The sequence below is a fragment of the Candidatus Bathyarchaeota archaeon genome, from assembly GCA_026014685.1.
Taxonomy (GTDB): Archaea; Thermoproteota; Bathyarchaeia; order Bathyarchaeales; family Bathycorpusculaceae; genus Bathycorpusculum.
This window is the reverse complement of record JAOZHW010000003.1, coordinates 165,377-178,412: the sequence shown is the minus strand read 5'-3', so window position 1 is coordinate 178,412 and position 13,036 is coordinate 165,377. Positions and strand designations below refer to the sequence as shown.

The 13,036-nt window shown below is 46.9% G+C and carries 13 protein-coding genes and 1 tRNA gene; 8 read left to right on the top strand and 6 right to left on the bottom strand.

The features are described from left to right. Positions 1-9 precede the first annotated feature (9 nt). Entirely contained in the window at positions 10-981 is a 972-nt protein-coding gene (locus NWE96_02200) for a threonine/serine dehydratase (protein MCW3982789.1), read from the top strand. Here the strand turns inward: NWE96_02200 and NWE96_02195 are convergent. Together NWE96_02195 and NWE96_02190 are read right to left on the bottom strand one after the other, a co-directional pair. Further along, positions 973-1,458: an adenosine-specific kinase gene (locus tag NWE96_02195; GenBank protein ID MCW3982788.1), complete on the bottom strand. Its 486-nt coding sequence runs from the start codon at positions 1,456-1,458 to the stop codon at positions 973-975. The two genes, NWE96_02200 and NWE96_02195, sit on opposite strands and share 9 nt — an antisense overlap. 48 nt (positions 1,459-1,506) lie before the next feature. Further along, positions 1,507-3,678: a PAS domain S-box protein gene (locus tag NWE96_02190; protein MCW3982787.1), complete on the bottom strand. Its 2,172-nt coding sequence runs from the start codon at positions 3,676-3,678 to the stop codon at positions 1,507-1,509. 207 nt (positions 3,679-3,885) lie between these two features. On the opposite strand from NWE96_02190, the gene NWE96_02185 reads away from it, so the two are divergent. Both NWE96_02185 and NWE96_02180 read left to right on the top strand, forming a co-directional pair. Next, positions 3,886-4,017 carry a hypothetical protein gene (locus tag NWE96_02185; GenBank protein ID MCW3982786.1) on the top strand — a complete coding sequence of 44 codons (132 nt, stop codon included), beginning with the start codon at positions 3,886-3,888 and terminating at the stop codon, positions 4,015-4,017. Between the two features lie 115 nt (positions 4,018-4,132). Then, positions 4,133-4,206, top strand: a tRNA-Ala gene (locus NWE96_02180). A 97-nt stretch (positions 4,207-4,303) separates the two neighbouring features. Here the strand turns inward: NWE96_02180 and NWE96_02175 are convergent. Next, positions 4,304-6,907, bottom strand: a complete 2,604-nt coding sequence (locus tag NWE96_02175) for a hypothetical protein (protein MCW3982785.1) — start codon at positions 6,905-6,907, stop codon at positions 4,304-4,306. Between the two features lie 292 nt (positions 6,908-7,199). Here NWE96_02175 and NWE96_02170 point away from each other — a divergent pair, with 292 nt between their 5' ends. Together NWE96_02170 and NWE96_02165 are read left to right on the top strand one after the other, a co-directional pair. Next, positions 7,200-7,481 (top strand): hypothetical protein, encoded by a 282-nt coding sequence (locus NWE96_02170; protein ID MCW3982784.1) that lies wholly within the window; start codon positions 7,200-7,202, stop codon positions 7,479-7,481. Positions 7,482-7,664: 183 nt separating this feature from the next. Continuing rightward, entirely contained in the window at positions 7,665-8,192 is a 528-nt protein-coding gene (locus NWE96_02165; GenBank protein MCW3982783.1) for a flavodoxin domain-containing protein, read from the top strand. 25 nt (positions 8,193-8,217) lie between these two features. Here NWE96_02165 and NWE96_02160 read toward each other — a convergent pair whose 3' ends face one another. From NWE96_02160 to clpB, 3 genes are all read right to left on the bottom strand, one after another. After that, positions 8,218-8,478 (bottom strand): hypothetical protein, encoded by a 261-nt coding sequence (locus NWE96_02160; GenBank protein ID MCW3982782.1) that lies wholly within the window; start codon positions 8,476-8,478, stop codon positions 8,218-8,220. 116 nt (positions 8,479-8,594) lie between these two features. Next, positions 8,595-9,434, bottom strand: coding sequence for an ATP cone domain-containing protein (locus NWE96_02155; protein ID MCW3982781.1), 840 nt, complete (start codon positions 9,432-9,434; stop codon positions 8,595-8,597). A 77-nt stretch (positions 9,435-9,511) separates the two neighbouring features. Then, the gene (gene clpB, locus NWE96_02150) at positions 9,512-12,106 is read right to left on the bottom strand and encodes an ATP-dependent chaperone ClpB (protein MCW3982780.1); all 2,595 of its coding nucleotides are present in this window, start codon (positions 12,104-12,106) and stop codon (positions 9,512-9,514) included. Between the two features lie 27 nt (positions 12,107-12,133). On the opposite strand from clpB, the gene NWE96_02145 reads away from it, so the two are divergent. The 3 genes from NWE96_02145 (at position 12,134) to NWE96_02135 (ending at position 12,982) form a co-directional block, all read left to right on the top strand. Continuing rightward, on the top strand, positions 12,134-12,283 hold the full coding sequence (locus tag NWE96_02145; protein MCW3982779.1) for a hypothetical protein: 150 nt from the start codon (positions 12,134-12,136) through the stop codon (positions 12,281-12,283). Positions 12,284-12,369: 86 nt separating this feature from the next. After that, positions 12,370-12,603, top strand: coding sequence for an AbrB/MazE/SpoVT family DNA-binding domain-containing protein (locus NWE96_02140; protein MCW3982778.1), 234 nt, complete (start codon positions 12,370-12,372; stop codon positions 12,601-12,603). Continuing rightward, positions 12,596-12,982 carry a PIN domain-containing protein gene (locus NWE96_02135; protein MCW3982777.1) on the top strand — a complete coding sequence of 129 codons (387 nt, stop codon included), beginning with the start codon at positions 12,596-12,598 and terminating at the stop codon, positions 12,980-12,982. Before NWE96_02140 ends, NWE96_02135 begins: the two co-directional genes overlap by 8 nt. Positions 12,983-13,036: the final 54 nt, after the last annotated feature.

The window sequence follows — 13,036 nt, the reverse complement described above, 5'->3', positions numbered from 1 at the left end:
GTGACAGTCATGGTTACACTCGAAGATATTCAGAAAGCACAAAAAACCATAGCCCCATACGCCAAAGTAACGCCTCTTTGCCGCTCAGAATTCCTCAGCAAACTCTGCGCCGGAGACATATACCTCAAACTGGACAACCTGCAACCCACCCACTCCTTCAAAATCAGAGGCGTCATGAACAAACTCCTCAACCTCACCGCCAAAGAAAAAGAACGGGGCGTCGTGACAGCTTCCGCAGGTAACCATGGGCAAGCGGTGGCTTTCGGCGCTAAAGAAATCGGTTTTTCAGCTAAAGTGGTTGTGCCAACCAACACGCCGCAAGTTAAGGTTGAAGGGATTCGGCGGTTTGGAGCGGACTTGCTGCTTTTTGGAGCGAACTACCCTGAGTCAGAAGCTAAAGCCAAAGAAATAGCACAACAGGAGGGACGCCTCTACATTTCACCCTACAATGACGACTTTATCGTGGCGGGGCATGGCACTGCGGGTTTAGAGATTGTTGAGGAGCGGCCAGAGGTGGATGTGGTGGTTGTACCAGTGGGTGGCGGCGGCTTGATTTCGGGGATAAGCATCGCCGTTAAAAGCCTAAAACCATCTGCTCAGGTCATCGGAGTCCAGTCTCAGGCAGTGCCAATTATGTATGAATCCCTCAAAGCGGGACGAATCATCCCAGCGCATAGACATGAACCCACAACCGTCGCCGAAGGACTCTCAGGGGGCATAGAGCAGAACTCCATCACTTTTGACATCGCCCAAAAATACGTGGACCGAGTTGTCTTGGTTAAAGAAGCCTCAATAAGAAAAGCCGTCTATCTGCTCTGCGCCAATGAAGGTTTGGTAGTGGAAGGTTCAGGTGTGGCGGGAGCCGCCATGCTTTTGGAGAAACCAACAGAATTCAGCGGCAAAACTGTGGTTTTGATGGTGACAGGCGGCAACATCGACCAGTCGCTACTCAAAACCATAATCGCAGAACAATCAGCTTAGTTTGTAGCCGATTTTCCTGAGGAATCCGCGTCTTTCAGCGATGTCTTTGTCAGTCTCAATCCCTTTGCTCTTGTACCCATCCACCACGCCAAGGATACCTCGGCCCTGCGCCGTCTCAGCAACAACCACCTCAAGCGGGTTAGCAGTCGCCGCGTAGATTGCGCAGACTTCAGGTACATCTCGGATTCTGCCAAGCAAATTAAGCGGATAAGCGTTTTTGAGGTAAATCACAAAACTGTGACCGCAACCAATTTCCAAAGCCTTCTCCGCCGCCAAACGCCGCAGTTCCTCATCGTTGCCTTCGTGGCGAACTAGGCAGGGTCCTGAGGCTTCGCAGAAACCCAAACCGAACTTGATAGTCGGTACAGAATTCACGAGTGCTTCGTAGAGGTCTTCAGCGGTTTTGATAAAATGTGCCATGCCCAGAATTATGTTGCAGTCTTTGGGTGGTTCTATTTTTACGGTTTTAAGTTCCACTAAATGCGCCTCCTAAACATTGTTTGAGGCATCTAAGGATATAACTTTTTAAAAATCAGCAGTTAAGTCATCGTTGACTACGTCGTGGTTTGCAGTTGGTTCCGTTGGAAGAACAACTGTGAAGGTTGTTCCTTTGCCGACTTCGCTTTTAACTGAGATGTGACCACCATGCGCCTCTACGATTCTTTTACTAATGGCTAAACCAAAACCCATACCCTGCGCTTTAGTCGTGAACAGGGGGGTGAACACTTTAGGCAGCATATCAGAGGGGATACCGACACCTGTATCCGAAAATGTTATCGTCACCTGACCTTGCTCGTCTAGGGCGCTTTTTACCTCAAGCGTCCCACCCCGAGGCATAGCATCAAAAGCGTTTTTAATTAAATTAACGAAAACCCGTAGTGCTTTGTTTTCGTCTACTTTGAGTTTTGTATCGGTTGTAGAATCAACAACTCGAACGTTATGTGACGTTTTTATCAACTTTAAAGCTTTTTCTAAAAGCTCCTTAGGCGAACGCTCAACCAAATCCAACTTTAAATCCTTAGAATACTCCAACAAATCATTAACTATACTGTCAGCATGATCGATGGACTTATCGATGATCTCCAGCATCGGAAGAATTTCCCCTTTCATGCAGCCGCGACACTTCTTTTTGATGTAGTAATGTGCGTTCCTAATCGCTGCCAATGGGTTACGGATGTCATGCCCAACCATCCCCGCCAATTCGCCTATAGCCGCCAGTCGCTGGGATTTCAAGAGGCGTTGCTCTAAGAGTTTTCTTTCCGATAAATCCCTAATAATTCCCACATACCCAAGCGGTTGGTCATTTTCATCTCTTAGTATCTTGACTGAAAACTCTGCAGGGTAAGTCGAGCCATCTTTCTTAAGGAACACTGTCTCGAAACGTTCAGTACCGTTTTTTCTCTGTATCATCTTCTGCATTTGCTCGATTAACTTTGACCGATGCTCCTCGGGAATAAACTCTATAGAAGGTTTGCTTAAGAGATACTCTCTATCAAACCCGCTTATGGCGGTGACTTGATTGTTACATTCAGTGATATAGCCGTCTATGTCAACGGCGATGATAGCGTCAGGGGAAGCCTGCAGAATGCTTTGGAGCTTCTTTTTATTTTCAAATAAATCTTTGGTACGCTCTTTAACCGTGTTCTCCAGCGACAAGGTATGACTATCGATAACATCAAGCATTTCGTTTATGTTTTCGCTGAGGCTTGAGAGTTCATCGTTGCCACTGAGTGCTACTCTTTTTGAGTTATCACCCGTTTTTCTGATCTTGATAACCGAGTCGTTTAGGTAACTTATCCGTGAAACTACAAACTTATCTAAAAGAATACCTATCGCAAAGAATATTACCAAAACAGTACCTACAATGAAAACTGTAGCGTAAAAAATCGCTGATTTACCCTGAAAATACTGCACTCTCTCATCAATCACTTTAGCTATAATAAGTGGCTTACCCGCCACATCATTAAGCAAAACATAGCCTGCCGTACTGGTCTCGTTGATGGGTGCAGCATAAATGGGTGACTGCTGGGAAAGAAAGTGGGTTGCAGTTTTAAAATCTTCATCTGCTTCTGGGTCACCGAAAGAGGCTACAGAAATTGGTAAACCTGTTGAGACTGAGAGGCTTTCTAACTCGGAACTAAGGTATCTACCAATTATTAGTGTTCCGTGGCTGGGTCCTTCTTGCATACTTGTAAGTATTGAATGTGCCGCTACGAGCATTGTTGAACCGTTGAATGAGATTAACCCTTCATTTGAGTTAATAGAGCTGTTTGACAATAAGTAACCAATCACTATCTCTGGGATCATTTTTTGGTTAATTTCGGTGCCAGTTTTATCTGTTGGGTCGTAAGTTTTTCCATAGATAAACTGTCCCTCTTGGTTAAAGAATAGCATCATATTCAAGTTTAAATTTTGAAATGTGACATCCATTAAGTTTGAATCAAGAAACGCAGGGTTATGGTCGTCTATAAATTGGTATGTCTCGTCCCATGCAGCCCAATCCTTCACCGTCGTATTCAACGCAACCAAAGCCACATTGAGGTTCTTGACGAATCGTTGGGCGTTGGTGGAAGAGTAAGCGTTCTCCATTTTAGCGATGGTGCCAAATGCTATTGTATTTGCGAGAAGATACAGAGAACCAAGTAAGCAGATCATGATTAAGCCGAGAATTAGCAGTATTTTGTACCGAATTCTCATGGGTTTTATTCAGATTCCGAATTAAAAGCCTTTGTGAAGCAGAAATAAACATAGAAAATACCAAAAATCACATACAAAACAAGCCGACACACGAATTACTCGCAATAAAAAATGTTATATCCAACCTAAACCGATTAAAGTCAAAGTGCAAAACCGACTTTTGCACAAAAAAGGTAGCAAGGAGTTGAAAAGCAAGTGTCAAAAGAAATGCATAAGGCAACCTGTTCTGAATGTGGCCAAGATTGCGAAGTTCCATTCAAACCTGACCCGAACAGACCCGTATACTGTCGCGAATGCTGGGCAAAAAAACGCCCCCCACGACCCAGAAACCGATACTAAAAGCCATAAGGGTTAGTTTCTCTGTTTATTCTGTTTTTGTTTATTTTTCGTTGAGCCGCCGAGGATGGCGGCAAAAGCTAAATATCACCGAAATGCATCTGTTTGGGAAAGTGGCGGGCCGGTAGTTCAGCTGGTATGAACGCTTGACTTGCACTCAAGAGGTCGGGGGTTCAAATCCCCCCCGGTCCACTTCATATTTTTAGCTGAGAAATTGAATTATTTCGGCTTCTAAAGATGTAAAAAAATTGAAAGAAAAGGGGCTGGGCAGTTTATGCCCATGGTTTGTTTATGGTCGTTTTTTCGTCATCATAATTACTAGCAAAACTAGCACTATGATGATTAGAACGAATATACCTGCTATTGCGGGAATGAAGTATAGGTCAGCGGCTGATTGCGGAATCTCTATGGGGGCTGTAGTTGCTTTAGAGACTTCGGTTGCGTGGAAAGATGTTTCAGCTGATGACGGCCAATAGGATTCTGAGCCGTCAAAACTGGCTACCACTGTAAAGTCACCGGGGATGTCAGGGGTCCATGTAAAAGTGAACATTCCGCTTCCATCGCTTGTTGTAGTTCCGATTTGTCGGTAGTTGCCGTTTGAGTCAAGGACACTTATGGTTATTGGTACACCCTTTACGTCGGTTGGCATAGGTTGCTGCATGTAGACGTATTCCATCCATCGACTCATGCTTGCATCTGAAACGCATGGAACGCCGTTGGGGAAGTTTGCTGCTTGTGCTTCCTGTTTTGTGCCTGCTGCTATGTCGGTGATTGTGCCTCTGATAACAACCGGTGTTTCAGTGGTAACGCCAACTTGGGGAGCAGTGACAGTTAATTTGCTTGGACCTTTGCCGTATGTGTAGAGTTGATTGTCGTATGCATTTAACACTGTTACATATCCGTCAACGATTGTAGCTGCGTTTGTGACGTCAAAGCCTGATATTTCCCAGACCAGTTCTCCGTTGGTAATGTTTATTGCAAGCTGTTTTGCTCCGCGGAAAAGCGGTGGACTGTACTCGTGGCCAACGTTTAGGAAGTATACTCCTCCAGCTATTGAGCCTCCGCTGAAAACCCACAGAGGCCATACGCCGTATGGAGTGTCTGAGCCTGCTTCACCTATGAGTTTGTTCGTGCTTGTGTACCACACTTGTTTTCCATTGAGTGCGTTGATTGCCCATATGTCGCCTCCGAAGCCCATGATGTATAGAACGCCGTCAGCGATTTCGGTTTGGTAGCCTCCGATGCTGTTGTAGGGGTTTGGAACTGGAACTGCTCCGTTGTCGCCTGAGAGCTGCACTGGGCCCCATACTAGTTTTCCTGTGTCTAAGCTGTATGCTCTAATTTTGCCTGTGGCTGACTCAATGTAATAGTACATGCCGAAGCCTGATTTGGTGACTTGGTCTCTTGTGAATGGTGTTAGTGTTCTGTTGGTTATCCATAGTTGTCTTCCGTCTTCTGCACTGTATCCAGCGTCAACTTGCCAGCCTATATTGTAATATGTGGCGCCCACGGCGTTGAGAAGTACCACTCCGCAGTCTACTCTGTTAATCGTTAAAGAGGAACCTTCTGGGAAAGCGCCAGTTGTCAAGTTGGTAGCTAGCGGTTTTGACCACATCACTCCACGGCCAAAGTCAATTACACCGCCTTGTCGTGGTCTCCAGCTCCAGCTGTCAGAGGTAACGCCCTTTATGTACTGGCTGTCTGGGTAGAAGATCGCTTGTGTTGAGTTCCAACAGTTCAGCGTGGGTGCGTTCCATTGATTTGCTCTGCTCGAGTTAACATAGTACCCGATGAGGTTTCCGCCTGCGTCTGAAACAATGTTCATCCCAGTGCCGTTGACGATGCTTAGAATGTACTGCCCAGTCATAGCATCAAACAACTTGTATGTGCTTGGGGACGCTCCGAATCCACCTTGCCCAGAGGGTACAGCCCAAAGATATGCTATGCCTCCGAATTGGTTGGGGTTAACCATGTCAAGTATCTGTCCGTATTTGAGAATGTCAGTAGTGTTAGCTGTCCAGATTGTTTCGCCAGTCCTCAAGTTTAGAGCTGACCAGCCTACTTGGTTAGTTGAGCTGCCTGGGAAATTGGTGTAGTACATTACGCCGTTCATTATGATTGGTGCCCATTTTGGTTCGTATTGTGAGGTTGAATAGTAGTTGCTGGTGTCGTCTCCGCCGTATTCTCCGCCCATAAGGCCTCCGAAAGCAACCGGTTTGGTCCACATGATGTGTGCTGCTAACGGCGCGTTAGAGTAGGGGTTGTAGTTTCCTGTGGCGTTATATCTTCCTGTTGCGGCGAATGAGTGCGCACCTAGTCCTAGCCAGTTACCGCTAATTTGATACCATGGGTAGTTGGTTGCATAGATCGGGCGTGTCCAGTATTGAGAGGGCATCGGAGCCATCGGAAGTTGGGGTATGGGTTCTTCTTGTACTGTTAGGTAGGCTTTTTCGCTAGTCGAGGGCATGAAGTAGTCGCCGATGTATGGATTGTTTTGTGCGGCTCGGTTTTCACCTTTCAAGGTTTCGCCTGGGTAGTTGACTACAAACGAGTAGTTACCTACCTTGTCGGGTGTGAAGCTGGTCCATGTTCCGCCTGTAGCGTCTGAAGTGAAGGGGCCTAAGGTTGTTTCTTTACCGTCTGGATCGGTGATTTTGACTGTGAAGCCATGCCATCTGTCTCCGTTTGTTCCAGCTGCAGTGGGAGGAGGTATCTGGACCCACATGCCGATAGTCACGAGTTGACCTACCCCTGCGGGGTTTGGTGCAACGCTTACGTAGCAGTATGTTGGGATATTCCATGCTGGTGTGTGTGCGTTTACTACTGCTGATGTCCCAATAGAGATCGCCAGAAGTGTGACGATCAAAATTGCGATAAATTTATTTTTTTTCATTTTCTTTCTCCTTGACAGGAAAGCCTTCTCCTGTTAACTATAGGCGAAGCTGCGGTGTGCTTTTAAGACCGATGTACGTCTAGTGAGTTTTTTTACTTTTTTGGGATAAATATTGTATAATAATGTATTCTATAACACTTTTTTTGTTAATTTACATACAATTATAACAAAAAGAAGCTGTTGCCAGGCTTAAATATTTTAATATATGACTTAGCACAAAAAGAATTTACGTAGTCGTTATTTCAAATGGTTTTTATGTTTAGATTGCTATAGTTAGGGGTAGGTGTTTTGTATGGTTGAAGATTTTGAACAAGACGATTTTGACATGCTTGACCAGTCAGCTAAACGTGTTCTTGTCGCCTTATCTCAGTTTGAAAAGGGCCTCTTAGTCAAAGTGGACCTAGTCCATAAAAGGACAGGGTTGATGCCTGAAGGCCTAAACGATGCAGTGCGGCACCTCTCAAAATCTGGGCTCATCGAAGTGCTTGATACACCGAAAAGAATGGGACCCTACGAATTCTATGCGTTGGAGATAACTGATTTCGGGCGGGAAGTTTTAGCAAAATTCGGGTAACCTGCAACAACCTCGCCTAAGTTTAGGCGCCTCCAAGCTACACTTTTTTCAACCGCCATTCTTTTTCGAATCAAAATTTTATTTCAAGAAGAAATTCGTCTAAACCAAAGATTACGTATCAAACAGCGCCTCAACGTTGCTAAAGCTTTAATCCCTCCACCACAAGTTAACCTCGAGATGTCTATGCCTCAAATCGCCGTTGTCTACCGCTCCATATCTGGCTTCACCAAAAAATATGCCCAGTGGATAGCTGAAGACCTCAAAGCAGACCTCTTTGAGGCAAGAGAAATTGATGCTCAAAAACTGGCTGGATATGACTTGATTGTTTTCGGGGGCAGTCTGCATGCCGTGGGAATCAACGGGTTAAAGCTTCTGCGTAAAAAGGTTCATCTCTCGGAGCGGCGGGTGGTTGTGTTTGCCGTTGGTGCTTCGCCTCCCAAAAGCGGCATAGTGGATGAGGTTTGGCGGAACAATTTTTCGGATGAAGAAAAAAACACAGTTAAACTATTCTATCTAAGAGGCGGCTTCAACTACCATAACCTTGACCGCCCTAACAAATTAATTATGGCTATGTTTCGAGTGAGTTTATTCTTTAAGAGGAAAAAGACGTCTGACGAGAGAGGAATGTTGGCTGCGTTTTCTAAGCCGATAGACTGCACAAAAAAAGAAAACATAACCGAACTCGTTGGGTATGTGCGGTCAATTGTGTAGGTTGCAACTGTGGGGTTCTTAGGGTCTATCGGTCATCGCCGATTGACAGTTTGTCAGGCGCTGTGTAGTTGCCTAGGTCTTGTGGGTTATAGTTGTAGTTGGGGTCTTGAAATTTCTGCGCTACACTCCAAGCGTTATCAAAAAACCCCATAGTTCCATTCATGACGTCGTTGAATTGGCTGTTTAGTTCCTGCATCTGAGTTTGAGAAGACTCAAAGATGAGCAAGCCGTTTGCACCCAGAATCGACGCAGCTAAAATTACTCCGAGAACCGTGGTGTTCACCATACTCCTCTCAAGCCTTCTCCATACCCCACGCTTAAGCCGAAAGGCAATATATGTTAACGTCCAAAAACGCCATTAATGCAGAACCCGAAATATATCCAACAAAAAGATGCTTTCTGTCACCACAGAGTTTCAGTTGTATGCGCGGCTTTCTCGAGGAGCGCAGCCACCTCTTTGTAGGGCAACCCAAGTTTGCGTTCTAGATAGTGTGCGTCCTGTTGAAGTAACTGCTTAATCAGCACAATGCCTGCTTCTACGAGTCGAAGCCGCGTTTCCACTTTGACGCCTCTTAGGCAACTCAGAGGATAAAGCTTGTACTTGTTTATGGTTTCTTTCAGGGAGAACCCTTCAGGCGACGCCCACCCAATCTGCAATATCCCGCGGCAACTGCCATAGGCTAAAGCGTGGTCGGAGAAGCGGGTGTTGGTGACTATCATGGCGCGGTCGACTTTGAGTGTTGAGGTGCCGTTTTGGTAGCCTTCAGTTACGTCTTCGATTATGGCTCGGGCTATGCGGCTCTCATCCAATCCCGTGAGTGCATGGTAGTTGACATGATGTTTAACTTCCACAAGGTAGGTTACGCCATCTTTTTGGGCTATGGCGTCCACTTCATGTTCTCCACACAGCCCCCGCAGCACCGTGTTAGGTTGCACTGCAAAACCGCTCTGCGCCAAGATCGTCCGCACATAAACCTCGAACTCGGGCTTAGACGCCATCAAACTTATGCCCCGCCGCAGGTCAAAGAGGTGTCTCACAGCGGGCTTTGATTTTCGCATTAGAGTAAAAATGAGTTGCAGAATCTTTTGGGTACTTATACCGTCGTAGAGTTTGCGTGCGATTTTCTGCTCGATTTGGAGGGCTTCTTTGTGGGAGGCGCCGAGTCGGAGGCAGGTTTGGATGATTTTTTCTGGGTCGTAGGGTTGTTTGGTGCCGTTTGCTTTGGTGACGGAAACTGCCAAGCGGTCTTCTCCTAACTGCAGTGTTAGGTAGAGGCGGGCTTTAATTTTTTGCTACACCCACTGAAAGGAAAAAGAGGTTAGGGTTTGTTTTTGAAAATCAAGCCACCGTTGCGTTCATCCACCATGATAGTCGCGTTTTTGTCGACTTTCTCGGCGAGGATAATCTTTGACAACTCATTAAGAACGCTCTTCTGGATGACGCGTTTGATGGGTCTGGCTCCGAATTGTGGGTCAAAGCCAACTTTGGCAATGTGGTCGATGGCTTTCTTTGTGAACTCCACTTTAACGTTGTTCTTCTCAAGCATCCGCTGCACGGCTTGGAGTTGGTTTTCGACGATTTTTCGGACTTCGGCTTCGGTCAACGGCTGGAACATGATGATTTCGTCGATGCGGTTGAGGAATTCGGGGCGAATGGTTTTCTTGAGGAGACTCAGCACTTGCTCTTTGGTTTGGTTCCAGATTTCGTCGCGGTTTTGGGCGGTGGCGCGTTCGAGGTTTTCTTGGATGAGGTGCGAGCCGATGTTTGAGGTCATGATTATGATGGTGTTCTTGAAGTCTACGGTGCGGCCTTTGTTGTCGGTTAATCTGCCATCGTCAAGCACTTGGAGCAGAATGTTGAAGACGTCTGGGTGTGCCTTTTCGATTTCGTCTAGCAGCACCACTGCGTAGGGTTTGCGTCGGACGGCTTCGGTGAGTTGTCCGCTTTCTTCGTAGCCCACGTACCCCGGAGGCGCCCCCACCAGTCGAGAAACGGTGTGGCGTTCTTGGTACTCGGACATGTCGATGCGTATCATGTTGTTTTCGTTGTTGAATAGGAACTCCGCCAGCGCTTTGGCCAACTCGGTTTTGCCGACGCCTGTGGTTCCGAGGAAGATGAATGAGCCGATGGGGCGTTTGGGGTCTTGAAGTCCCGCGCGGCTGCGGCGAATCGCGTCTGATACCGCTTGGATGGCTTCTTCTTGCCCTACGACGCGTTTGTGCAGTTCGGTTTCGATGTTTAGCAGTTTTTCTTTTTCGCTTTGCAGCATGCGGCTTACAGGGATGCCTGTCCAGTGGGAGACGACTTCTGCGATTTCTTCTGCGTCCACTTCCTCGTTGACCAGCGGTGAATCCTTTTGGATCTCCGAGAGCTTCTGCTTGAGCGTCTCGATGGCGCGGTTGTTTTCTGGGATTCTGCCGTAACGAATTTCCGCTACTTTGCCGAGGTCGCCGTTGCGGTTAGCTTGCTCTTCTTCAAACTTGAGCTGTTCGATTTCGTTCTTTTTCTTCTGAATCTGCTCTACGATGTCTTTTTCGGCTTGCCATTTTGCGCGGAGTTTGTTGCGTTCTTCGCTGAGGTTGGCGATTTCCTGGTTGAGGGCTTTGAGTTTGGTTTCGTCTTTTTCGCGTTTTATGGCTTCCCTCTCGATTTCCAATTGGCGTATCTTCCGCTCAATGGTTTCGAGTTCTTCGGGGGCAGAGTTGATTTCTAAGCGGAGTTTGGAGGCGGCTTCGTCGATGAGGTCTATGGCTTTGTCGGGGAGGAAACGGTCGGATATGTAGCGTTGGGAGAGTTCAACGGCTGCGATGATAGCTTCGTCTTTGATTCGGACGTGGTGGAACACTTCGTAGCGTTCTTTAAGCCCTCTAAGGATGGAGATTGCTGCCAACGTGTCGGGTTCGTTAACCATAACAGGCTGGAAACGCCGCTCCAGCGCTTTATCCTTCTCGAAGTATTTTTGGTACTCTTTGAGGGTTGTTGCGCCGATTGCCCGCAACTCGCCCCTTGCCAGAGCAGGCTTGAGAATGTTGGCAGCATCCATTGCGCCTTCGCCTCCGCCCGCACCGACCAGGGTGTGGATTTCGTCGATGAACAGGACGATTTCGCCTTCGGAGGAGACGACTTCTTTTATGACGCTTTTTAGGCGTTCTTCGAATTCGCCTTTGTATTTGGCTCCTGCTATGAGTGCGCCCATGTCAAGCGAGTAAATCAGCTTCGACTTCAAATTCTCGGGGACGTCGCCGTTGACTATGCGGTGCGCTATGCCCTCCGCTATGGCGGTTTTACCCACGCCTGGCTCGCCGATCAAAATTGGGTTGTTCTTGGTGCGCCTGGAGAGGATTTGCAGCACGCGACGGATTTCTTCATCTCTGCCGATGACTGGGTCGAGTTTGCCTGTTTTTGCCCGCTCGTTGAGGTTAATCGCGAAACGGTTCAGCGCGTTGTAGGTTTCATCTGCTGTTTGAGAATTCACAGTTGATCCCTTCCTCAATTGCTTGATTGCTTCTTTAAGTTCGTTTTCCCTTACCCCGCTGCTCTGAAGCAAGCGAGAAGCAGGGTCGTTTAGTGAGAGGATTGCCAAGAGGAGTTGTTCGATGGAGACGAATTTGTCTTGGCTTTGGGCGGCTAGCTCTTGTGCCTTGTGGAGTGCCTTGTTGGAGTTTGTGGAGAGGTACGGTTCGCCGCCTGTGACCTTGGGCAACCCCGCAATCAGCCGATCCAGCGACGCCCCAAGCGTCTGCATATTGACGCCTAACTGCTTAAGCAAGTAGGGCACAACGTTCTCATCCACCGTCAACATGGCTTTTAGTATGTGGGCTGGTTCGATGGCTTGGTTCTGGTTCGAAGAGGCGATTTCGAGGGCTTTCTGGATGGCTTCCTGAGATTTAACTGTAAAATTGTTGAGACTCATCAATATTGGATTTTTAACCCGAAATATATGAACCTTATCTCAAAAGATACAGTTGCTTCGGCGTTTGAGATGCGAGAAATGGTTTGTGTGCCTGTGGTTGCGTTTGCCATTTTCGACGGCGGAGAGGTGGCGGTGGCGAGTGGCTACTTCGAGCGACTATGGATAGCCCTGAATTAGGTCATGAGTTTCTCAGGTATTTGGAATCATACCGATCTGCGAATCCTTAAGTAATACTTTTAAGTTTGTATTACTGTGCCTCAAGTATGACTACGGAAGAAGTTGTAGTTACAAGAAAAGGGCAAGTCACCATACCCGTTAAAATCAGGAGAAAATTCAAAATAGAGGAAAACTCCAAAGTCAAAATCGTCGAAGAGGAAGGCAAGATAGTCATAAAAAAACAGCCAAGCTTTCTTGATTTAATCGGAAGCAGTGCAGGAAAAGCAACCGTAGAAGAAGCAAAAAAATGGTTAGATCAAATGAGAGAAGAAGATGCCTAAACGTCTGTATGATACACGCTTCTTCGCGGAGTCCTTCTACACAACTGACCCACAGTTAGCCAATAAACTCAGGGAAGAATTTAAGTCACAAAATGAAAAGTTTGTTTCCTCTTTAACTGTCCATGAAATCTACCGACTCGTTTTGAGAACAGATGGCAAAGTGGTTGCAGCGTTGAGAAGCAGCACGATTAAGCGGGATTTTCAAGTTGTCGATGTCAACTACGAGATTGCTGTTAAGAGTGCAGAGTTGAGGAGCAAGCATCAGATGCCGATGGCGGATAGCGTGATTGCGGCGTCTGCTCAAATTATGGGGTGCCATCTTTTTTCGGATGATGCTCACTTTAAACAAGTTAAAGAATTACATACGGTTTGGGTGTAGGTTAACCGTTAAGTAGTTGGGGGTTTGATGGGCTCTGGGCTGCTTTGAAGGGAT